This is a genomic window from Paucihalobacter ruber (assembly GCF_006494535.1).
Taxonomy (GTDB): Bacteria; Bacteroidota; Bacteroidia; order Flavobacteriales; family Flavobacteriaceae; genus Paucihalobacter; species Paucihalobacter ruber.
The window spans coordinates 146,048-167,202 of sequence record NZ_VHIQ01000002.1 but is presented as its reverse complement, the minus strand read 5'-3'; the positions used below and the strand labels follow the sequence as shown (position 1 = coordinate 167,202).

At 37.4% G+C, this 21,155-nt stretch carries 18 protein-coding genes; 7 read left to right on the top strand and 11 right to left on the bottom strand.

Features of this window, described 5'->3' with window-relative positions:
- Nucleotides 1–452: 452 nt before the first annotated feature.
- Nucleotides 453–5,405 carry a lamin tail domain-containing protein gene (locus FJ651_RS04235; protein ID WP_140989169.1) on the bottom strand — a complete coding sequence of 1,651 codons (4,953 nt, stop codon included), beginning with the start codon at nt 5,403–5,405 and terminating at the stop codon, nt 453–455.
- A gap of 107 nt (nt 5,406–5,512) precedes the next feature.
- On the opposite strand from FJ651_RS04235, the gene FJ651_RS04230 reads away from it, so the two are divergent.
- The 3 genes from FJ651_RS04230 to FJ651_RS04220 all read left to right on the top strand — a co-directional run bounded on the left by FJ651_RS04230 (nt 5,513) and on the right by FJ651_RS04220 (nt 8,347).
- A complete protein-coding gene (locus tag FJ651_RS04230) occupies nt 5,513–5,989 on the top strand; it encodes a regulatory protein RecX (protein WP_140989168.1) in 477 nt (158 codons plus the stop codon).
- Nucleotides 5,990–6,635: 646 nt separating this feature from the next.
- Nucleotides 6,636–7,202: a hypothetical protein gene (locus FJ651_RS04225; RefSeq protein ID WP_140989167.1), complete on the top strand. Its 567-nt coding sequence runs from the start codon at nt 6,636–6,638 to the stop codon at nt 7,200–7,202.
- Nucleotides 7,203–7,369: 167 nt separating this feature from the next.
- Complete coding sequence (locus tag FJ651_RS04220; protein WP_216746078.1) at nt 7,370–8,347, top strand: alpha/beta hydrolase; 978 nt, start codon at nt 7,370–7,372, stop codon at nt 8,345–8,347.
- 212 nt (nt 8,348–8,559) lie between these two features.
- Here FJ651_RS04220 and FJ651_RS04215 read toward each other — a convergent pair whose 3' ends face one another.
- The 10 genes from FJ651_RS04215 to FJ651_RS04170 form a co-directional block, all read right to left on the bottom strand.
- Nucleotides 8,560–9,051 (bottom strand): DUF6646 family protein, encoded by a 492-nt coding sequence (locus FJ651_RS04215; protein WP_140989165.1) that lies wholly within the window; start codon nt 9,049–9,051, stop codon nt 8,560–8,562.
- 62 nt (nt 9,052–9,113) lie between these two features.
- A complete protein-coding gene (mnhG, locus tag FJ651_RS04210) occupies nt 9,114–9,518 on the bottom strand; it encodes a monovalent cation/H(+) antiporter subunit G (RefSeq protein WP_140989164.1) in 405 nt (134 codons plus the stop codon).
- On the bottom strand, nt 9,511–9,786 hold the full coding sequence (locus FJ651_RS04205; RefSeq protein WP_140989163.1) for a monovalent cation/H+ antiporter complex subunit F: 276 nt from the start codon (nt 9,784–9,786) through the stop codon (nt 9,511–9,513). Before FJ651_RS04205 ends, mnhG begins: the two co-directional genes overlap by 8 nt.
- Entirely contained in the window at nt 9,783–10,259 is a 477-nt protein-coding gene (locus FJ651_RS04200) for a Na+/H+ antiporter subunit E (protein ID WP_140989592.1), read from the bottom strand. Before FJ651_RS04200 ends, FJ651_RS04205 begins: the two co-directional genes overlap by 4 nt.
- Before the next feature lie 15 nt (nt 10,260–10,274).
- The gene (locus tag FJ651_RS04195) at nt 10,275–11,783 is read right to left on the bottom strand and encodes a proton-conducting transporter transmembrane domain-containing protein (protein WP_140989162.1); all 1,509 of its coding nucleotides are present in this window, start codon (nt 11,781–11,783) and stop codon (nt 10,275–10,277) included.
- Nucleotides 11,780–12,133: a Na+/H+ antiporter subunit C gene (locus tag FJ651_RS04190; RefSeq protein WP_140989161.1), complete on the bottom strand. Its 354-nt coding sequence runs from the start codon at nt 12,131–12,133 to the stop codon at nt 11,780–11,782. Before FJ651_RS04190 ends, FJ651_RS04195 begins: the two co-directional genes overlap by 4 nt.
- A 2-nt stretch (nt 12,134–12,135) precedes the next feature.
- Nucleotides 12,136–12,549 carry a Na+/H+ antiporter subunit B gene (locus FJ651_RS04185; protein ID WP_140989160.1) on the bottom strand — a complete coding sequence of 138 codons (414 nt, stop codon included), beginning with the start codon at nt 12,547–12,549 and terminating at the stop codon, nt 12,136–12,138.
- Between the two features lie 3 nt (nt 12,550–12,552).
- Complete coding sequence (locus tag FJ651_RS04180) at nt 12,553–14,862, bottom strand: putative monovalent cation/H+ antiporter subunit A (protein ID WP_140989159.1); 2,310 nt, start codon at nt 14,860–14,862, stop codon at nt 12,553–12,555.
- Nucleotides 14,863–14,952: 90 nt separating this feature from the next.
- Nucleotides 14,953–15,816, bottom strand: coding sequence for a cupin-like domain-containing protein (locus tag FJ651_RS04175; RefSeq protein ID WP_140989158.1), 864 nt, complete (start codon nt 15,814–15,816; stop codon nt 14,953–14,955).
- Nucleotides 15,817–15,891: 75 nt separating this feature from the next.
- Nucleotides 15,892–17,661 carry a TonB-dependent receptor plug domain-containing protein gene (locus FJ651_RS04170; RefSeq protein ID WP_246085321.1) on the bottom strand — a complete coding sequence of 590 codons (1,770 nt, stop codon included), beginning with the start codon at nt 17,659–17,661 and terminating at the stop codon, nt 15,892–15,894.
- 195 nt (nt 17,662–17,856) lie between these two features.
- On the opposite strand from FJ651_RS04170, the gene FJ651_RS04165 reads away from it, so the two are divergent.
- The 4 genes from FJ651_RS04165 to FJ651_RS04150 all read left to right on the top strand — a co-directional run bounded on the left by FJ651_RS04165 (nt 17,857) and on the right by FJ651_RS04150 (nt 21,152).
- The gene (locus FJ651_RS04165; RefSeq protein WP_216746077.1) at nt 17,857–18,303 is read left to right on the top strand and encodes a DUF2975 domain-containing protein; all 447 of its coding nucleotides are present in this window, start codon (nt 17,857–17,859) and stop codon (nt 18,301–18,303) included.
- 2 nt (nt 18,304–18,305) lie between these two features.
- Complete coding sequence (locus FJ651_RS04160; RefSeq protein WP_140989156.1) at nt 18,306–18,815, top strand: DUF2975 domain-containing protein; 510 nt, start codon at nt 18,306–18,308, stop codon at nt 18,813–18,815.
- Between the two features lie 2 nt (nt 18,816–18,817).
- On the top strand, nt 18,818–19,036 hold the full coding sequence (locus tag FJ651_RS04155; protein ID WP_140989155.1) for a helix-turn-helix domain-containing protein: 219 nt from the start codon (nt 18,818–18,820) through the stop codon (nt 19,034–19,036).
- Nucleotides 19,037–19,130: 94 nt separating this feature from the next.
- Complete coding sequence (locus tag FJ651_RS04150) at nt 19,131–21,152, top strand: lectin-like domain-containing protein (protein ID WP_246085303.1); 2,022 nt, start codon at nt 19,131–19,133, stop codon at nt 21,150–21,152.
- Nucleotides 21,153–21,155 lie beyond the last annotated feature (3 nt).

The following is a 21,155-nucleotide window of genomic DNA, read 5'->3' as shown; positions in this document are numbered from 1 at the left end:
TCGGCGCATAGTCTTGTTGGTGTTAGGTTGTAGGCTGTAGGAGGTAGGTAGGTTTTTGAGTTTATGAGTTTGTGAGTTTATGAGTATTCACCACTCACCACTCACCTCGTTTTAGGTGGTAGGTAGGTTTGTGAGTTTATGAGTTTATGAGTTCATGAGTTTGTTAGTATTCACCACTCACGACTCACGACACAGAGTCGCAAAGTCTCAGAACGAAGGAGTTTTTATATTTGAACACATGAATATATCTTCACATTTTTTTGCGTCTTAGCGTCTTGGCGAGAAACAACTAAATATACCGCGCAAAGTCTTGTAGGTGGTAGTTGGTCGGTATTAGGTTGTAGGCACTAAGTAGCCACAAAATACACGAAAGTTTTAGTTTTCAATATAAAGTTACAGTTAGCTTATATCAAGCTCAGCCCGAATTTTTTAAACATTGGAAGAATAACTAATTAAAACCGCTTAATCGCTTTTTTGTGTAATGTTTGTCCGTTAGCCAAAGTTACTTTAGCGATGTAAGCTGCTTTGCTTAATTGCGATAAATTGTAAGTTTCGGTGTGGTGATTACCTTTAAGCTGATACACCACACGTCCCATTAAATCTACAATAGTAACTTCTTTAATTTGGTGTTGTTGCGACACCATAAATTGTACGTCGCCATTAGGAAGTTCAATGATAGATAGCCCCTGAGGAGTTAAACTCTCATCACCAATGTTCAAGCTTTCGCGGTTAAATACAATTTCAAAACGCTGATTAAATTCGCCTACTTCGGCAGTAAAATTGTAATTAGATTGGGTTAAATCGTGAGTTAAGTTTAATAAGTTATCCTTTAAAAAAATAGTGTTTGTACTCATAAATTCACCTTGTAACTGCGCAATGCTTATGGTAAAAACCGTTGGCACGGTAATGCTGTTGGTAAAACCTAAGGCAATCACTTCGTCCGGTCTTAAACTGTTGGGGTCTTTACCTTGGATGGCAAAAGGTTTATTGCTGTTCTCTATGGTTGAGTATAAACTGGCAAAAGTACCGGTTGATAGATTTCTTGGGGCGTCGTAGTACATGCCATCGTCAGCATTGGTAGCGCCATCTACATAAGCCACTAACATCTGGTTAAACACACCGTTGTCTGAGGTAAGATTGAGCCAGAGTTTGTCGTGTTGAATAATGTTTGATGCTCTAAAAAACTGGGTGTTGTTGCCGGTTTCTCTCATACTGTTGTTAAAGGTAACCGTTCCGTTGCCGGTGGCATTAACAAAAAAGCCCTGTCCGGATCCAATATAATTAGACGGTGGACCTCCTGAAGCACCGCCCGCTATATTTCCCGAACCAACGTTAATAATAGCATAATCATTTTGACTGAAATTTAAACCTTCATTACCGGGATTACTTGCCAAGGGTGGCGAAGCTTGAGACCATAAATAGGCTGCACCTGCAATGGTGCTAGAATTTTCATTGTATAATTCAATAAAATCAATTGCCGATGGATATGGGTTACCAATGAAGTTCCAATTTCTTCCGCTTTCATTTGCAGGATTACTAAATACATTTGCCACAATGTCGCCAGTATTAAAAGCGCCATTAAAAACTACTTGATCTTCTCTAGGAAATGATGGTGCATTAAATGAAGTGGCCGCATAACCAACCCCAGGTATTAAAATACCGGATGCTAATTGCCAAACATTGCCATCGTCATCAATGTCGTTATTTTCTGTATCCACGTAGTTTTGTGCTTCAAAATGAAATCTGCGATTGGCTGGGGTTAATCCAAAGGCATTCTCTGCCGTTTCATTAACTACGGGCGATGACCAATATGTATAATCATACCAGAAGTTTTTTACAGCGGTAAATTTTATAACAGATGAGCTTCCGCCATTAAGCGAAAAGCTTCCTGTATTATTTCGTTGTACAAAAGCACCACGAGTTTGAACAATTACATTACCACCAGTATTTATTACTGCATCATTAAAAACTTCAACGTAATAATTGTCTGTAATATCTAATTCGGCATTGACAATTAGGTTACAGGCAGAGAAACTTGGTGTTGGTGCGGCTGTAGCGTAATTAGCGTTTAAGACAGCTACCATACCTGAATCTGGCACTCCATTACTCCAGGTAAAGCCATTCCATATAGTTTGCTCAATTTCTATCCTAACAGCATCACTGGCCTGGGAGCAGGTTGAGGTGTTCTCACGAACTTCGCAGTAGTATTGGTAATTGTTGAGGTTAAAGGTGTTATTGATGATTAATTCATTGGTAGCAACACCAGAATATACAGCGTCATTTGATAATGGGGACCAAGATGTATCACCTGGAGCTAATCTAAACCATTGATAAGTTATAGAATTACCTGCTAAAAAACCTTCGGTGGCGGTTACTGATATGATAGCTTCTAAGCAATTGGTGTTTGTTAAAATGGGTGCTGTAACGCTTGGTGGTGTGCCTAATGAGAAATCGTAGTTGCCAATATCAGAATAATCTAAATCAGCACATGTAAAGCCCCAGTTTTGTATAACCCAGTCATCATTACTGTAGACGATATTAGGTTTAGTTGAATCTGTAGAACGAATAAAATTGGCGCCTCTGCCGTTTAAATTTAATGATGTTGCCCAACTCTCATTTTCATATTCACCCCAACTATCAATATGAGTTGAAATGTTATATAATCTGATATGATCATGACCAATATTGAAATTTCCATCATTACTAAAATTGATACTCACGCCAATTGCATTGTATATTTGATTTGCTCGGTTCGTGATATCATGTTCATCAGGACAATCCATGTTATTTGTACCCGTTGCGATAACATATGTTTGTTGATCTAACAAATCAAAGTTGCTTAAATTTATAATATAATTACTGTTCACAGGGGTTGAGCGTCCGTTGTTATAAAGTCGAACTGAATAATCACTCAAATTAACTGTGCTTCCAGTACCGTTGTAAATTTCTATAAATGTTAAGGAATCATCGCCGGAATCTGTTACTTGGCTTATAAAAAGTTCAGACGGTAAGGTTCCAGCCGAACCTTCGCAACTCGAAATATTATTATCAAGAAGAATAAAGGAAGTACTAAAACTACAACCGTCATTTAATTGAACAATTATAGAACCGCTGGTAGTAAGTGTCGTTGGAATTTGAACAACCAAATCCGTAGTTGACGATGACTCGACATCTAAAGATATACCATTAATTGAAGCCGTAGCGCCTGTTAAATTGCTTGGAGAGTTAATTGTAACATAAGTTCCTCTTGGTCCCACATTAGGAGTAATGGTTCCGGTTAACACTGGACATCCCGCAGTACCTTGCACATTAAATATATATGGATTATTACTTATGTCATTACTGTTGATGGTTATAGAACCAGTTCTAATTTGCGGTACTGTAGAGGTAGGTGAGAATTCAATTTCAAAAGAAATAAACTCTCCTGGTAAAAGCGTTAATGGAAATGAAGGGATGTCAACAAAACTAAATTCTGAAGGATTAGATGATATAATCGAGTTTAACTGAAGATTTGCAGTTCCAGTATTTCGCACAAAGTAAACTTTAGGATCAGATGTGTTTCCTAAATCTGTAATTCCAAATATAGTATTAAAGCCATTATTTGGAGCAGCACCGTTTGGTATTAATGCATTTGTATTTCTTTCAACTCTAATGTTTGGCACAGGCGTAAAACCTTCACCCGTAAGTTGCACATTGCAAGAGCCTTCATCTGCATCGTTATTGTTGATGGTTAAGGACCCGGTTCTTGTACCGTTAACGCCTGGAATAAATCTTAAGGTAATGGTTTGCGAACCGCTTGGCGTAATTGTAAATGGCGTTGCAGGTGGCGTAACCAATGTAAAATCTCCTGTGATGACTAAATTATTAATATCTAAATCTAAGCTACCGATATTTTGAATTTCAAATGAAATATCTGTGTTGGAAGCTAATGGTTGATTTCCGAAGTCTATAGTGTAACCACAATTTTGGTTGTTGCTATCTGCATCAACCAATTGTATTTCCGGTGTTGGACCTTGACAGTCGCTTGTATGCGAACCAAGATTAGTTACTGTGTCAATTGGGAACGCTTCCCATTCAGAAAGAGTAAATGAAGTTATAGGAGAACTTACATTTGCTCTGCGTCTTAAAGTAGTATTTTCCGCAAAATTTGCGTTACTACCAATTGTGCCGAAAACGTCGATATTAGTTCCTGAATTTGTTTGTAAAGCAACAACATCATTGCCATTAAAGTTTGTAACGGCGTTGTTAGTTACATTCGCTCCGCCGTAAATAGTTGCTTCAGTATTTGCTATAACGTAAGTTCCAAAAGAACCAAGAGTTCCCATGAGATTGTAAGATGCAGTAACAGTTGCACTGCCGTTTGAATATAGGGCAATTCTATAATTTGTTAAATCAATATTGTTTGTCGATGGGTTATAAATCTCAATATATTTATTATTACTGCTGCCTTCAACATATTCCGAAATAAAAAGTTCGGTACAATCGCCAGAATTACAACTTCCAGGATCAGCAACCACTATATCCAAAGTACAAGTGTTATCGGTAGCATCTGTGATGGTAACCGTCACATCACCATTACCTGCTGAACCATTTTGTAAGGTAAATGAACTTGTAGAACCATAGCTCGCAGTTGTTGGATTGATTGTGCCGCTACTTACACTTACAGTATAGCTTGTACCCAAGTCTGAACCGCTTGGATTTAAATCGAAAGTGATAAAATCGTCCGAAGCATCTGTATTGGTGCCGTTATCATTGCAGGCAATATTTGATAAATTGGCATTGGTGATGTTGCAGCCAGGGGTGCTCGGAATTAAAACTCCTCCTATTGCTAAACCATAATTTCCTGTTGTATTTGAGAAGAATCCCCAGCCTCCAGTAGTTGTTTGACCACTAGCGTAATATCTAAATGTGACTGTTGTTGTTTCATCAATGTTTTGTAAATCGACAATAGTACTTAAATTAATTTGAGGCAGCACTCGATTAGTTCCAATGGTAACCTGCGGACTGCCAATTAAAGTAAAGTTGACTCCATCCAAACTATAGGCAAATTGAGATGAAACACCAGGAGTTTCCACAAAAGTAGCTGTACCCGTTAATCTTGCGTCAATAGTTGATAATGATAATAAATAACCGGCTTCTGGTCTTAATTGAAATTGAAAATAATCAGTATTTGCTGTAGAAATTCCGTTGTTTTGAAACCCTTGAGTTCTAAACGAATTGGCTCCAGCACTTGCAGGAGCACCTTCACCTCTTGTTAATGTTGGAGACAGGTTTAGATTCGAGTCGAATATTTCGGCAGTTGAAGTAACAACACTACTTTCTCCAGTAAAATCCCAAGCAGCTATCTGCCCAAACCCCAAACCACAGGTCAACAGCCATACTAACAACAGTAATTTTAATCTCATGAGGGAACACGCTATTAATTAATTAAAAAAACAAGTTCACAAATATAGTAGAAATATCTAATAGTCAGATAAGTAAGTTATTAACAAAATGTTATTATTTTTGCCCTATGCAAGGCCCAAGAACCTATACAGTTGATGAAGCGCACAAAGCGCTGGAGCACTACTGTGCTTACCAGGAACGGTGTCATCTGGAGGTGCAAAAAAAGTTACAAAGTATGGGGATGATTCCCATAGCCATCGATACCATTATCAACAGACTTATTGAGGATAATTACCTTAACGAAACCCGTTTTGCCATGGCTTTTGCAAGGGGTAAGTTTAAGATTAAAAAATGGGGCAGGCAGCGAATCACCAGAGAATTAAAAATGCGGGATATTTCGGCGTATAATATTAAAGTGGCGTTACAAGAGATTTCAGAGGATGATTATCAAAAAACCCTTTATGCATTAGCCGAAAAACGTTGCGCCGCCATTAAAGAAACCAATTCTTTTAAAAAGAAAAAGAAACTGGTCGATTATTTGTTGTATCGCGGTTGGGAATCGCATTTGGTGTATGAGGTGGTGAGTGAGTTGGTGGATGGGTAAGGAGTTGTAGTTATTGAGGGGTGGAGGTTCCTTCGGTCGTACCTCCCTCGGAATGACTGCAATTTAAAGTTTGTTATGCCATGCCTTTATTCATTCGGTGGGCGAACGGCTGTAAAATTTGAACAGGCTCAATATTATATGTACACTGCAATAACTCTAACGAAACTATTCCCCTCTTGGGAGGGGTTAGGGGTGGGTATTGGTGTATGAGGTGGTGAATGAGTTGGTTGATGGGTAAGAAGTTGTAGTTATTAAGGGGTGGAGGTTCCTTCGGTCGTACCTCCCTCGGAATGACTTCAATTTAAAGGTTGTTATGCCCTGCCTTTATTCATTGGGTGGGCGAACAGCTGTAAAATTTGTACAGGCTCAATATTATATGTACACTGCAATAACCCTAACGAAACTATTCCCCTCTTGGGAGGGGTTAGGGGTGGGTTTTGGTGTATGAGGTGGTGCGGGAGTTGGTGGATGGGTAGTACTTTATTATTTAAACCGTAAATAAGTTTTAAAAATTTGTGTTGCCAATAAACGGCTAACAATAACAATAATCTGACAGTAAGAGCAATACATATAAACAACGCGTATTTAACTTTTAAAGGTATTTACCATTAAAAAATTATGCTATCTTGTTACAAATAACGCTACAATGAAAACATTAACATTTTATAGCATTCTGTTAATTTGTCTTACAACACAATCTCAAGATAATTTACCATCACAACAATTTTGGTCTCAGTTACAAAGTCTTTGCGGACAATCGTTTGAAGGCAAATTGATGACTCCCGAAAACGATGCACAGTTTGCCGGTAAAACTTTGGTAATGCATGTGCGCAGTTGTAGTGATACGGTGATTAAAATTCCTTTTTTTGTAGGTGATGATAAATCGCGTACATGGGTGTTAACCTATACTAACGGACTCATAGAATTAAAGCACGATCATAGACATGAAGATGGCACAAGCGATGCTGTTACCATGTACGGCGGTTTGGCCAGTAATACCGGTAAAGCCGGTTTACAAATGTTCCCGGCCGATCCATATACGGCATCACTTATTCCTGCGGCCGCTACTAATGTATGGTGGATAGGTTTGAAAGACAATGAATTTACTTATAATTTGAAGCGCGTGGATACGCCCCGACAATTTACGGTAGCATTTGATTTAACAACGGCGGTAGAAAATCCCGGTCCGCCATGGGGTTGGACAGAGGATTGAGTATTTTCAACCATTTCCCGCGATATAAACTACCCTGAGATAACGGCGAAGCACAGTCTATATTAATTAGTATAGCCATTATTTGATCATACCAGTTTCCTATTTTTAATGAATTAGTTATCTTTAGCTATTGTTATTGAATTCATTATTATTAGCTTATGAAAAACATGATAACAAAGACGCTTATTGTTTTAAGTGTTTTGGTGTTAACATTGGCAGCTTTTTTCTATGTGTCGCCATATCCGGGCGTATGGGTGATTAGATATTCATTTAATAAAATGGCTGTTGAAACCAATGAGAAACTCGAAGCATTTGTTCCTGCTCATATTAATTCTAAATTAGATATTTCGTACGATGATAATGATAGCGATGCCTTATTAGATGTTTATTATCCGGCTGATGTTTCTAATGACCAACTGCCGGTGATAGTTTGGACACACGGTGGTGGATTAATTTCAGGTAAAAAAAGCGATTTGGCAAATTACTGCAAGATACTTGCCTCTAAAGGATACACCGTTGTATCTATTGATTACACCATTGCACCGGAAGCTAAGTATCCTACACCTATCAGGCAACTCAACAAAGCACTGAAGTTTATTTCGGCCAACCCGGGCAAGTTTAAAGCAGATGTGTCTAAAATAATTTTAGCAGGCGACTCGGGTGGCAGTATGATTGCGGCTTCGGCAGCTGCTGTTATTACCAATAAGAGGTATTCAGAAGCAACTAAAGTGAAACCCGGAATACATGCCCGGCAACTAAAAGGGTTGCTATTGTATTGTGGTATTTATGATGTGAATGATTTAAATATGGAAGGTGATTTTGGCAAATTTCTAAGAACTGTTATGTGGGCTTATTTTGGGGAAAAGGATATCACCAACGATGCTTATGCAAAAACTGCTGCTGTTATTGATTATGTTGACAGCAATTTTCCTCCGGTGTTTATTTCGGCAGGTAATAAAGACCCGTTGTTGGAACAATCCCTACAATTCTCAAATGCACTAAAATCAAATAATGTACGTGTAGATACTTTGTTTTTTACTGATGAACAACTTAATCTCGGGCACGAGTATCAGTTTACCATGGACGCATACGGAGAACTCGCTCTCGAAAAATCGTTATTGTTTTTAGAAAGCATAACCAAATAGAGTGTTTGTGGTTTCTTCGGTTTAATTAGGAATGTTGTTTCGGCTTATACAACTTGAAGGTCTTTTGAAATTAAATTCAAATTATTCTACATCGTTAAAACTTATTTTGCTAAAAACAAGTGATAGATTTGACCTTAAATCATTTCCACTTCAAAAAAATGTGACTTGGAATATGAGTTAGAATATAAATAAAACCACCTTATAATAAACGTCTACAGATTAAAAACAGCGCCAAAATTAAAATAGAACTGGTTGTGAATTTTTTCGGCCGGGGTCAAGGTTCCGGTGTCGTATCGGGCAATGGGAGTACCAATTTCAGAATAAATTCCAAAGCCATTACTAAAAAAGTATCTGGCCCCAATATGGCCGCCAAAGTTTTTTAAACCAAAACTAAGTCCGGGATAAAAATCAAAATTAGGGTCTATATCCAGAACATTACCTATGTTGGCATTAAAACGCGCGCGTACATCTATTCTATCTCCAAAATCGGCATCAATGCTTTCGTTTACACCAAGGGCATAAGTACCTACAAAACCAAAGGAGATATTGTCGCCAACACCAAAATCGTAGGCGGCATTAATACCGGTGGCGTTGTCTTGAAGGTTTAAACCTATTTGAAATTTATTGTCACCTTTTCCGGTAAATGCCTGCGAGTACACTAAGGAGGCAGAAGCCAGCATGGCTATAAAAAGCAAGTTTTTCATAATGTGTATTGTTAAGGGGTTAAAATTATCTAACTGTTTCAATAAAACAAAGATAATATATTTTAGTCTTTTGAGCTATTTTCGTTTTGAGGCTCCTTATGGGTGTCATTTTCATCGTCGCTCATAAGCTCGTGTGTTACCTTTTTGTATTTGCCTTCCAGCTCGTCTATCACCGACTTATGCCACATTTTAACGCCAATAAAATAAGAGGCTCGTCCTATTAAGTGAGCGCCTACAGGTGCCGTTAAAATAATAAATAAAATAATGGCCATAACGCGCGTGGTTACCGAGGCTTCTTTAAAATAGAATGCCGCCGATATTAAAATAAGGCCTATACCTAAAGTAGCTGCCTTTGTAGTAACCGAAATACGCAAATAGGTATCTGGCATACGCACCAAACCAATGGATGCCAGCAGCACAAAAACGGCGCCTAAAGTTGCAAAAACTGCTATAAAGAAATCACTCATTTTTATTACGTTTTTCTAAATAATATGAAAATGCCACTGTGCCTAAAAATGCGATAAGTGCCAAAATCATGGCGATATCTAAAAATGTAGGCTGGTTGGTAATAATGCTATAAATACTAATGATACCAATACCTGTGGTAATTAATAAGTCTAAGGCAATCACGCGGTCTGCAATACTGGGACCAAGTAAAAACCTTACAAAGAGTAAGACCATGGCTACAGAAAGCACCGGTAGTAAAATATAATATAGATAATCGTATAAACTCATCTTAAAATTTCCAGCAGGCGTTTTTCAAAACCTTGTTTGATATCTTTTATAAATTTTTCTTTGTTAGAAAGGTACATGGCATGCACATACAGTACTTTTTTATCGCTTGAAACGTCCAGACTCAGCGTTCCCGGTGTAAGCGAAATAAGGTTGGCAAGCAGTGTAATTTCTATATCGGTTTTAGCATCGAGCGGTACTTTTACAATGCCGGGTTTCATGTAAAATTTGGGTGTTACCACATCAAATGCCACCTGAATATTGGCTTTGATTAACTCGTATGAAAAAAAGAAAAAGAAAAATACAATCTTGGGTAAAATTTTAAAGTACTTTGAATCGTTGCTGCTCAGAGAAGTTACCCAAAGAATAATAAAACTCAATATAAAGCCAAATAAGAAGTTAAGAAACACAAAACTACCTGTAAGGGCTACCCAAACAAAGGTGAGGAGTATATTGCTTAAAAAACGCTGGCTCATCATAACATTTAAATTCTAAGGTTTTAAAACCGCATTAATATAGGCCTGATTGTCTAACAATTCCTGCGCAATTCTTATCGACAAACGTTGAATATGTTCTGCGCCAAAACCAATATAAAGCGATATAAAAGCCAAAAATACTATGGGTACAATCATTTGTCTTTTTTGATGTTTGCTAAGAAGGCTGAAATATCTAAAATTGGCAATTCGTTTTAATTTTGGGCCTTCTTTCCAGAAAACTTCAGTCCAAAGTCTTGCTATTACAAATAATGTAATAAAGGTAGCAAATAAAACAGCACCAATAAGCCAGTAATTATTGGCATTAAAACTTTCGGTAATTAAGGCCAACTTGGGCCAAAATCCTGATAATGGCGGAATACCAACCAAAGACATTAACGGAATAATCATTATGAGCGACAGGAGTGGATTATTGTTATAGAGTCCGCCCAAATCCCGCATACTAAAAGTGCCTTTAATTCTATATATTAAACCACTCATCATAAAGAGGTTGGTTTTTACTACAATATCGTGAATTAAGTAGAAAATGGCTCCGGCAATAGCTGCCTCGGTATACAGACCAAGTCCGAGAATCATATAACCAATATGGCAAATGATGAGGTATGAAAATACTTTTACAATATTATTGTGTACCAATGCGCCAATTCCTCCCGATACCAGGGTTAAACCTGCCACAGATAAGATTATGAGTTCCAGAAAATCTTCGCCGACAAAAATAACCGTAAAAACTCTTATAAGAGCATACACACCAACTTTGGTGAGTAAGCCGCCAAAAATGGCCATGACAGCCGGCGGCGGTGTGTGGTACGATGCCGGTAGCCAGAAGTATAACGGGAACAATCCAGCTTTAATACCAAAACCAATAAAAAATAAAATGGCAGTGATTTCAACCAGACCTCGGTTTTCGATTTCGGCGACTTTAATAGCCAAATCGGCCATATTTAAAGTGCCTGCCAAACCATACAGAACTGCAATGGCTGTTAAGAAAATCATTGACGCCAAAATATTAAGGGTAAAGTACTTGATGGCGCCTTCCAGCTGTTTCTTTTCGCCGCCTATAGTAATCAATACAAACGAACTAATAATAATAATTTCGAACCAGACGTAAAGGTTAAAAATATCACCTGTTAAAAATGCGCCGTTTAAACCCAGTAACAAAAAGTGCAATATGGGTAAAAAACCAAATTTTAAACGGGCTCTTAAAATAGTCCCAACCGAGAAAATGGACACGGCAAATCCTGAAATAGCGGTCAGTAATACAAGTGTTGCAGCAAAGGTATCGGCTACAAAAGTAATTCCAAAAGGTGCTTCCCAATTGCCGGTCTGTATGGTTAAAGTACCCTCTTGCCAAATGGTAATAAAGAGCCAAACAGATACAATTAAAGCAACAATATTGCCAAAAATGCTAATACTTTTTTGAGCTTTTACACTGTTCCAGAAAAAGAGCAGGACAATAGCAAAAAACAGTTGTACAAGTATGGGATATAAAACAATATGCTGAATCATGAATATGGGTCAATTGAGTTCATTTGATCTAAATCGTCTGTTCTAACTACTTTAAACGCGCGCTTAATTAAAACAATGGCAAAAGATTGCAGACCGAAACTAATTACAATAGCAGTTAAAATTAGTGCTTGCGGAACCGGGTCGGCATAGGCCTCTATAAATACTTTAGACTCTTCAGGGATAATTGGTGGCAAGCCTTTGGTGATGCGGCCCAACAAAAATATAAGGATGTTGGCGCCATTGCCAATAAGTATCAAACCTATAATAAGTTTTACCAAACTTCGGCGCAGCATCATGTACAATCCTGCCGCATAAAGTAAACCCGTAACCACTGCCAGTAGAAATTCCATAATTAAGCCGATTCAGTTATGGTGAAAATGATAGTTAGCGACACACCAACCACAACAATATAAACGCCGGTATCAAAAAACAAAGCCGAACCTACCATTCCAATTACGGGTAAAGGGTCTGCAAACCATTCGCCGGTCATAAAAGGCAAATTAGAAATAAAAATAGGGGAAATGGCAGCAATAAACGCAATGATAAGTCCTACAGGCATTAAATAACCGGGATGAATGCGTAACAAATGTTTGGTCTCTTCAAGGCCGTTGGCAAAGGCATGCAACACAAACGCAATAGAAGCGATGAGTCCGCCTACAAAACCACCGCCCGGTAAATAGTGACCACGCAGTAAAATAAATACCGAAAACAATAGCAGCAGAGGCAGTAAATAATCAGAAGCGGTTTTTAATATTATGGTTTTCATCTATTATTTATTTCTGAATCGTTTAGCCAATCGTAATTTAATAAGTGAAAATACGCCAATAGCGGCAATTGTTAATACCGAAATTTCCATAAAGGTATCAATTCCTCTAAAATCTACTAAAATTACATTCACTACATTTTTTCCCTTGGCCAGCTTATAGGCGTTTTCTGCGTAAAAGCTACTAATTTCTGTGTTTTGTGGCTGACTTAAAACTTCTAATGCCAATACAGTAATCAATAATCCAAAGGTCAGCGATAATACTCCATCTTTAATTCTAACTACATTATTAGAGATGTTAAGGTATTTGGGAAGTTTATAAAGAATTAATACAAACAAAATTACCGTTAGTGTATCAATAGAAAATTGTGTCATAGCCAAATCAGGCGCACTGTAATACACAAATATCAAGCTAATTGCCAAGCCTACTACGCCCATCGACGCAACGGCACCAAGGCGCGACCTGCTAAAAACGGTGTAAATGGTGCCAACCATTAATAATAGTACTGTAAGAATTTCGTAAACGGTTAATCTTTCGAATGAATCGTAGTCAATTTCAAAACTAGTATGGTTGATGAGCGTATAACCCACCAAAACTATCAAGAATACTATGATGGTAGTAATGTAATGTCTCAAGTAGCCATTTTGGACGATCTTAGACCAGTAAATCGAAAAGTAACCAAAAGCATAAGCAACGGATTCTATAATATTTTGGGGTGAGATAAATTCAAAACGTTGCGCTAGTTTTTCAAGTTTTTCCGAAGGTTTCAGCAAAAAGTACAATAACAAGCCAATGGCAATAGTTGTGCCGCTTAAAGCCAGAATGGTATTAAAGCCATGCCATAGCTTTAAATGAACTTCACTACTATTGGCACCAAGAGCAGTAACAGCAGGTTTAATAAGTGCGCCTTCTATAATAATTGGGAATAACCCAATTAATATACCACCAACTGCTAAAATTAAAGGTGGTACATACAGTAAGTAACTTGGTGTATGAACCTTTTCAAATTGCTGTGGCAAACTACCCGTAAAGGGTTTTACACCTGCAACAAATCCGGCATATAACAATAAAATATTGGTAATAACAGCAATGGCTGTTAGAACCATGGCCCAGCTGCCAAAATGTAAAGTAGATTCGTAAATAAGGTCTTTACCTAAAAAGCCAAAACTAGGCGGAATCCCGGCATTAGATATAGCAGCCAGAATACCTGCAATGGCAACCGGCAGCATTACTTTGCGTAAGCCACTTAAAACAGCAGTATTTCTGGTGCCGGTTTCGTGGTCTATAATTCCGGTAACCAGGAATAAGCAGCCTTTATATAAAGAATGTACCAGAATAAAAACACATGCAGCCAATAAGGCGTCGGGTGTTCCAAGTCCAATCAAAAAAACCAAAATACCCAAAGCGGCTATGGTAGAATATGCTAAAATGCCTTTTAAGTCGGTTCTAAATAAGGTGTGAATGGCAGCGTATAACATCGTCACCGCACCAACAATGATAAGACTGGTTTGCCACAGCGGCGTGTCGCCTAAAACAGGTGTAAAACGTAATAATAAATAAATTCCGGCTTTTACCATGGTAGCCGAATGCAGATAGGTTGATACAGGTGTGGGTGCTTTCATGGCACCGGGTAACCAAAAATGAAATGGGAACTGGGCCGATTTGGTAAATGCTGCGCCAAAGATAAGCAGCACAATAATGATGTAATGCGGACTATTGGCAATGATGTCTCTAGAGCTCAACATTTCTGCAATACTGTAGGTGCCACTTACATTTGCAAGAATTAGTGCACCGGTTAGCAGTAACAAACCGCCAAGACCCGTAATGGCGAGCGCCACCATAGCCGACTGTCTTGAAGATTGTTTATTGTTGTTAAACCCAATCAGAAAAAATGAGCTAATAGAGGTTAATTCCCAGAATATGAATAATGACAAAACATTATCAGACAACACCAAGCCCAGCATGGCTGCCATAAAAATACTGAGGTAGCCGTAAAATCGATCTAAAAATACATGCCCTTTTAGGTATGCAGCTGTATAGGCATACACTAAAAAGCCAATACCTGTAATCATTAATGAAAATATCAACGAAACGCCATCCAGGGTAAAACCCAAATTAACATTGAGTGAAGGAATCCAGTTGTATTGTGTGCTTATAATTTCGCCATTGCCTATTCTGCCAACAAATTGAAGAAAGTAAACAAACAAACCCAGCGGTAATAAGGCCGACCAGAGCGCATACTTTTTTTTAAAGTACTTGCCGGTAAAAACCAATACCAACGCAAAAATAAAACCTGACAGTACTGCTATAAGCATATGCAAAATTATAGCAACAAATATAAAAGAATTATAAATGTTTTACCGAAGAGATGCCTACAATTGTGTTATAACAGCTTAATTAATGCGTTATGAATTAATCAAATTTTTGTTGGTGTTAATAATGGCGCGGTTGTTTTTCCAGTCAATCCAATGCTGACCTTTAAGCCTTCTCATTAGGTTATCAACATTTCGCATTACAAAAATGTTATAAATGGCTTTGGAAAGATTTTTAGGATTTCTGGCGATGGCTCTTAAACTCATTGAAAATCCCGGAGTGATATACCGCATGTAATGCCAATAGCCTTCGGGCATGTAGAGTACCTCGCCGTGATTTAACTCGCAAATCCAACCTTGAGCCTTTTTAAGTGCCGGCCATTTGCTGTAATCGGGATTGGCAAAATCTATGTCTTCTCTGGTTATTAATGAATGTGGCACTTTGTACAGATGCTTATTTTGTTTTTGGTCAAACAACAGACACTGCTTTTTACCTTCAAAGTGAAAATGGAAAATATTGGCCAAATCAATATCGTAGTGCATAAAAGTGTAGGAGTCTTTGCCGCCAAAAAACAGCATGGGTAAACCTTTCATTAGTTTAAGCCCGAAATCGGGAAACGAAAAATCTTTTTGAAGTTGCGGGACTTCTTTTAAAATGTTCCAGAGAAAAATACGATATTTGGTTGGCTCGGCTTTAAGTAAGTCAACGTAATCGGCCATTTTCATTTTGGCGTGGGGTTCGTTAAAACCATCTTTGTAATCTACAGGTCTGTCGTCGTAAAGCGGAACGGTTATTTCACCGGCCACTTCTTTCATATAATCTAAATTCCATTTAGAGTAGGCAGGCCAATCTTCAATAAAGCGCTCAATTACCACCGGTTTTTGTGGCTTAAAATATTGCTTTATAAACGCCTCTTTACTAAGCGTTTTAACGCGAGGAATTTCTTGTAGATTCAACTTTTAAAAAATTAAAGTTAAGCAAACAAAGTTAAGAAAAGGTTACCAAATTGTATAAAATTGTGTCTTATAAATTTACTTAAAATTATATCGTAACCCGAAAAGTACATTACTGGGAGGCATGGGCACAAAGCCGGTTTCAATGTAGTCGGCATCAAAAATATTGCTGGCGGTAATGCTTAACTCTACATTTTTTAACTGAAAAAACACAGAAGCATCCCAAACATTATAAGTTTGTCCTGTGGTACGTTCGGCGTATTTATAAACAATGTTTTGGCGCACATTTTTAGATAATTGTGAGCTAAATCTTGTGGTATATTGGTGTCTGAGTGTGTTAAGTGAGTATCTGGATAAATCTTCATTTTGATCCAGAATATTATCGTCTAAATAGGCATAACCAAAATTGATACTTTGTGTAAAACCTTTTAATTTAAAATTGTAGGCCGCATCAAATTCGAAACCTTTGGTATTGACCTCGGTGATGTTGGTGGCCGTAAAAACAGCGTCGTCTACATTAGGTCTAATATAATCGATGAGATTAGTAGCATCGCGGTTAAAAACAGCTAACGACACCGAAAATATAGGAGTTACATATTTAATTCCAATTTCCTGCGCAAAAGCTTCTTCGGGTTCAAGATCAGGATTGCCCTGCGTTGCGGGATCGCTGTAAAACAAATCGGTGTAGGTTGGGATGCGATAGGTATAACCAAGGTTTCCGTAGGTTCTTAAGTCTTTGGTAATTTGAAATCCGACGTCGATACCAGGAAATGCATGAAAGTTGAAATCCGAAAAATAGGTTAAAGCCACTCCCGGCGTGATGTCAAGTTTGTCGTTGGCCAATTTGAACAGATGTTCTACAAAAATATTAGCCATAAACCTCTTGCGTTCACCTAAATTGTTACTGCTAATTGATATGTGCGATAGATCTACCCCAAAACCTGTAACACCTGCTGTTGAAGTATAAGAAGCATTGGCTTCGGCACCAACTTTATGGGTGATGTGAAAGTTTCTAAAAAATGTGGGGTCGTCACGTCTTAACAAGAACATATCTTGGTTTCGTTTCCAGTAAACTCTGGGTTGAATTTTTAGTTTTTCTGACTGGAACTTGGTGGTGAAAGCAACAAGACTATTCTGGGTTTCTTCGTATTCAAAAAAAGTGGGATTGGTGGTGTAGAAGTTCTGAGCTCCAAATTTCCGATCAAAAAAGGTGGCAATCATTTCAATGGGCTGATTGTTTTTGTTGAATACACTTTTTAAGAAATAATTTGAATTATCATAATCTGAATTGATACGATAACCATCCGAAGTGACTTTACCGGCATGTACCAAATGCGATGTATTGTTAAGCTCACTACCCACAGTAACCGAAGCATTCAACTGACCGAAAGATCCGGTTTCAATATTGGTTGAAACTGTGTTAGACAACTGGTTTTTGGTAACGATATTAATGGCTCCGGTAAAGGCATTTTGCCCAAAAATACGAGCGGCAGGACCTTTAATTATTTCGATGCGTTCAATCACCTCTATTGGCAAGGCAGCATTCATGGTATGATGACCGGTTTGCGAATCGTCCATTTTAATGCCGTCAATCAACAGCAAGGTTTGATCAAAACCGCCACCTCTAATGTGCAGATCGGCCTGGCTGCCACCGGTACCTCTTCTTCTAATGTCGACACCGGCAAATTGTTGTAATAGATCGGCGACGTTAACGGCCGCACTGTTTTTAATATCGGCCGCGGTAATGACAGTGATGGTTCTGGAGTTTTCTTTAAAAGGTATATCGATACGGGTTGAGGTAATGGTGACAGAATCTAAACTTTGTGAAGGTAGATTTTGGGCCTGTATTTTTAAGACAGAAAAATTAAAGATAAGCGCTGTACCAAGTAAGATTAGTGATCTCAAGTGTTGTTGTTTTTTTGGCAAAGATAGAATTAATCTAAACAAGCAAAAATGTATTGGTTTGAAATTAAATTGTATAAAAATTATTGTTTTACGATAATTTTATTACATTTGTTATCGTTAAACGATAATTTTAGTATTATGAAAATAAAAATGTTTGGAAAAAAATCTGTTTCTGCGGTATTGTTTTGGTTGGTTATCTTGTGTTTGTTTGGGGTGTTAATGTTAACTATTAATTATTTTCCAAGACTTTTACAAAAGGAATCTTCCCTTTTATTGTTAAGTCTTCAACCCTTAATTAACTATTTTGCCTTACTTATTCCGTTGGCATTGCTCTTTTACTCATTTCAAAGAAAGACTTTGTTTACGCGACAAAGTATGAGGTATTTATATTTATTCGCTTGGTGTAGTCTATTTGCAGCCGTTTATAATTTTTACGTTGCATTATCTTTTTTTGAAGTGGGATTCTTGGAAGCATTTTTTCTTCATTCATTTTCAAATTTAGTGTTGATGGTTTTTGCATTGTTTGTGGCTGCTATTTTTCAACAAGGTTTTCAAATTCAAACCGAAAACGATTTAACCGTATAGACATGAAAACTTTTAGAATTATTATTTCAGTACTTTTTTCATTATTGGTTTTAGCCATTATAAGTAATTTACTCATATCAACATTAGGATTGTTTTTTAATATTGATGTGTTATTTACAGGAAATTATTTTAACCAGAGTCCTTCATTAAATATTAAGCTAATTTTTGTTTTTAAAGCTATCGCCTTATTAGCTTTTGTTTTTGGAGTATTCGTTCTTATTAGTAAAATCAATATTGTAGTAAAGAGAGATTTTTTTAATGATAAATTAATAAGTTGCTTTGAAACATCCGGAAAATTATTTTTAGGGGCAGGAATTTTAGGAATAATTACCTCAATAACCGAAATTGTTAATCGGGTTCTTTTAAATGATCTTAGTCACCAAGTTTATTTGAATATTGATTCTAAAGGTTTATATATAATGCTCATGATTTTGGGTTTGTTTTTTATACTTTTTTCCAAAGTTCTGGATAAAGGAAGAAAGATTCAAACCGAAAACGATTTAACCATATAAGTATGCCGATTGTAGTAAATCTAGACCTAATGCTCGCCAAACGAGACATGAAAAGTAATGAATTGGCTGAAATAGTTGGTATTACAACCGCAAATCTCTCCATTTTAAAAACCGGAAAAGCCAAGGCCATGAGGTTTTCTACGCTTGAGGCCATTTGCAAGGCATTAGATTGTCAGCCAGGAGATATTTTGGAATTTGTTGAAGAAGACCCTATCAAATAAACCAATGCTGTAAAACAGAGGCTGAACTTAATTTTTTGCTCATAATAAAGGCATTTGCGGGATTTGTTATATTTTTAAGCAAAAAGAATAAAAATTGCAATTTAAAATTTACAATCTTGTTGTAGCGGTATTGCTTATATCAAACACTGCTATGGCGCAATTAAACGCCACACTTATTGGAGATGCCATAGATCAAGGCAATAATTGTTACACGATTACTCAAAATTTACCAGACCAAACAGGTGGTGTTTGGTATGATAATCCTATTGATTTTGATTCGGATTTTACCATTAGATATCAAAATAACTTCGGATTTTTAGATGCCAATGGTGCGGACGGTATGGCTTTAGTTTTTAAAAGAAATTCTAATCCGCAACTCGGTTTTTCTGGTGGAGGATTGGCATATGCAGGAATATCACCATCTTTGATTATAGAATTTGACACTTACCAGAATACCGATTTAGGAGATCCTGCCTGGGACCACATTTCTATCATGAAAAACGGAGATCCAAATCACAATAATAGTGTGAATAATTTATCTGGACCTATTCAAGCGAGTGCTACAAGTTTAAATATTGAAGATGGAAACTTTCATGAAATAAAGATAGAGTGGCTAGCCGCTAGCAATACTTTAATGGTTTATTTTGATTGTGTTTTGCGTTTAACTTTGAACCAAGACGTAAAATCAACTATTTTTTCTGGTGACGATACCGTGTTTTTTGGCTTTGTAGGTTCTACAGGCGGATTAACTAATGTTCATGAGGTTTGCTTTAACAGTATTTCGTTTGTAGATAATCTGCAACTTCAAGACGATTTTATTTGTTTGGGATCTTCAAAAGTAATTGATGCCACGATTCCGAGTGGTGATTCTTACTCATGGACTCCAACAACGGGAATTAGTAATCCCAACATTGCAAATCCTGAATTTTCTCCAACCACCACCACCACGTACACAGTAACCATAAGTGATATTTGTGGAGACACCACCGTTGAAGAATTTACGTTATCTGTATTTCCGGTTGAAGACCCTGTTTTTAATCCTGTGTCACCTATTTGCGAAGGCGCTGCTATAGCGGCACTGCCTGTTACTTCGTTAAATGGTATTTCGGGTAGCTGGTCGCCCCAATTAAATAATACCCAAACTACTACTTATACATTTACGCCAAATGCCGATGAGTGTGCTGTTGAGGTTGAATTAACCATTGTAGTTATTCCTAGCATTGCTCCGGTTTTTGATTCTGTTGCTACCATTTGCCCCGGAGAATTTTTAGAGGCGCTTCCTACCATTTCAAATAATGGTATATCAGGGACCTGGTCGCCCGAGTTAAACAACACTGCTACCACTATTTATACCTTTACACCAAATCCAAATCAGGGTTGTACAACTACGGCTACCTTAGAAATTACTGTATCAGATCCTATTATTCCAGTCTTTAATGAGGTTGATGATATTTGCCAAGGACAATCATCAAACGGTCTTTTACCTATAGTTTCTAATAATGGCATTAGCGGTTCTTGGTTTCCTGATTTTAATAATACAGAAACGACGACTTATACATTTGCACCAGATGCCAACCAGTGTTCGATTGAAACAACGCTTACCATTGAGGTTTTACCCATTGCTGAACTATTTGTAGAAGTCGAAGTTATTTCGGCACCGTTTGATGATAATCAAAGCGTTAGAGTTGTGGTTAGTGGTGGTACAGGAAATTATGAATACAAATTAGATAACGAAACATGGGTACAAGAACCGGTTTTCACGCGAATTTCAGGTTGTGAGGATCATTTTATTGCAGTTAGGGAAACTTCAGGCTGTAGTAATACCGCCATAACAACTTTCCTTATTTTAGTATACCCAAAATTTTTTACGCCTAACGGTGATGGGTTTAATGATGTTTGGAACATTGCCTGTTTGAGAGACCAACCCAATGCAACCATTAGTATTTTTGATCGATATGGTAAAATTCTAAAAGTTGTTAACCCGGCGCTTTCCGGTTGGGATGGCATGTATAATGGCGAGTTAATGCCAACTAACGACTACTGGTTTGAAGTTAGGTATTTTGGTGAAGATGACTTGCCAAGGTTATTTAGATCTCACTTTACTCTAAAACGCTAATAT

Bases quoted from the DNA above. Each gene is read 5' to 3' on its own strand.
- FJ651_RS04235 (WP_140989169.1), bottom strand. From the start codon at position 5,405: ATGAGATTAAAATTACTGTTGTTAGTATGGCTGTTGACCTGTGGTTTG.
- FJ651_RS04230 (WP_140989168.1), top strand. From the start codon at position 5,513: ATGCAAGGCCCAAGAACCTATACAGTTGATGAAGCGCACAAAGCGCTG.
- FJ651_RS04225 (WP_140989167.1), top strand. From the start codon at position 6,636: ATGAAAACATTAACATTTTATAGCATTCTGTTAATTTGTCTTACAACA.
- FJ651_RS04220 (WP_216746078.1), top strand. From the start codon at position 7,370: ATGATAACAAAGACGCTTATTGTTTTAAGTGTTTTGGTGTTAACATTG.
- FJ651_RS04215 (WP_140989165.1), bottom strand. From the start codon at position 9,051: ATGAAAAACTTGCTTTTTATAGCCATGCTGGCTTCTGCCTCCTTAGTG.
- mnhG (WP_140989164.1), bottom strand. From the start codon at position 9,518: ATGAGTGATTTCTTTATAGCAGTTTTTGCAACTTTAGGCGCCGTTTTT.
- FJ651_RS04205 (WP_140989163.1), bottom strand. From the start codon at position 9,786: ATGAGTTTATACGATTATCTATATTATATTTTACTACCGGTGCTTTCT.
- FJ651_RS04200 (WP_140989592.1), bottom strand. From the start codon at position 10,259: ATGAGCCAGCGTTTTTTAAGCAATATACTCCTCACCTTTGTTTGGGTA.
- FJ651_RS04195 (WP_140989162.1), bottom strand. From the start codon at position 11,783: ATGATTCAGCATATTGTTTTATATCCCATACTTGTACAACTGTTTTTT.
- FJ651_RS04190 (WP_140989161.1), bottom strand. From the start codon at position 12,133: ATGGAATTTCTACTGGCAGTGGTTACGGGTTTACTTTATGCGGCAGGA.
- FJ651_RS04185 (WP_140989160.1), bottom strand. From the start codon at position 12,549: ATGAAAACCATAATATTAAAAACCGCTTCTGATTATTTACTGCCTCTG.
- FJ651_RS04180 (WP_140989159.1), bottom strand. From the start codon at position 14,862: ATGCTTATAGCAGTACTGTCAGGTTTTATTTTTGCGTTGGTATTGGTT.
- FJ651_RS04165 (WP_216746077.1), top strand. From the start codon at position 17,857: ATGAAAATAAAAATGTTTGGAAAAAAATCTGTTTCTGCGGTATTGTTT.
- FJ651_RS04160 (WP_140989156.1), top strand. From the start codon at position 18,306: ATGAAAACTTTTAGAATTATTATTTCAGTACTTTTTTCATTATTGGTT.
- FJ651_RS04155 (WP_140989155.1), top strand. From the start codon at position 18,818: ATGCCGATTGTAGTAAATCTAGACCTAATGCTCGCCAAACGAGACATG.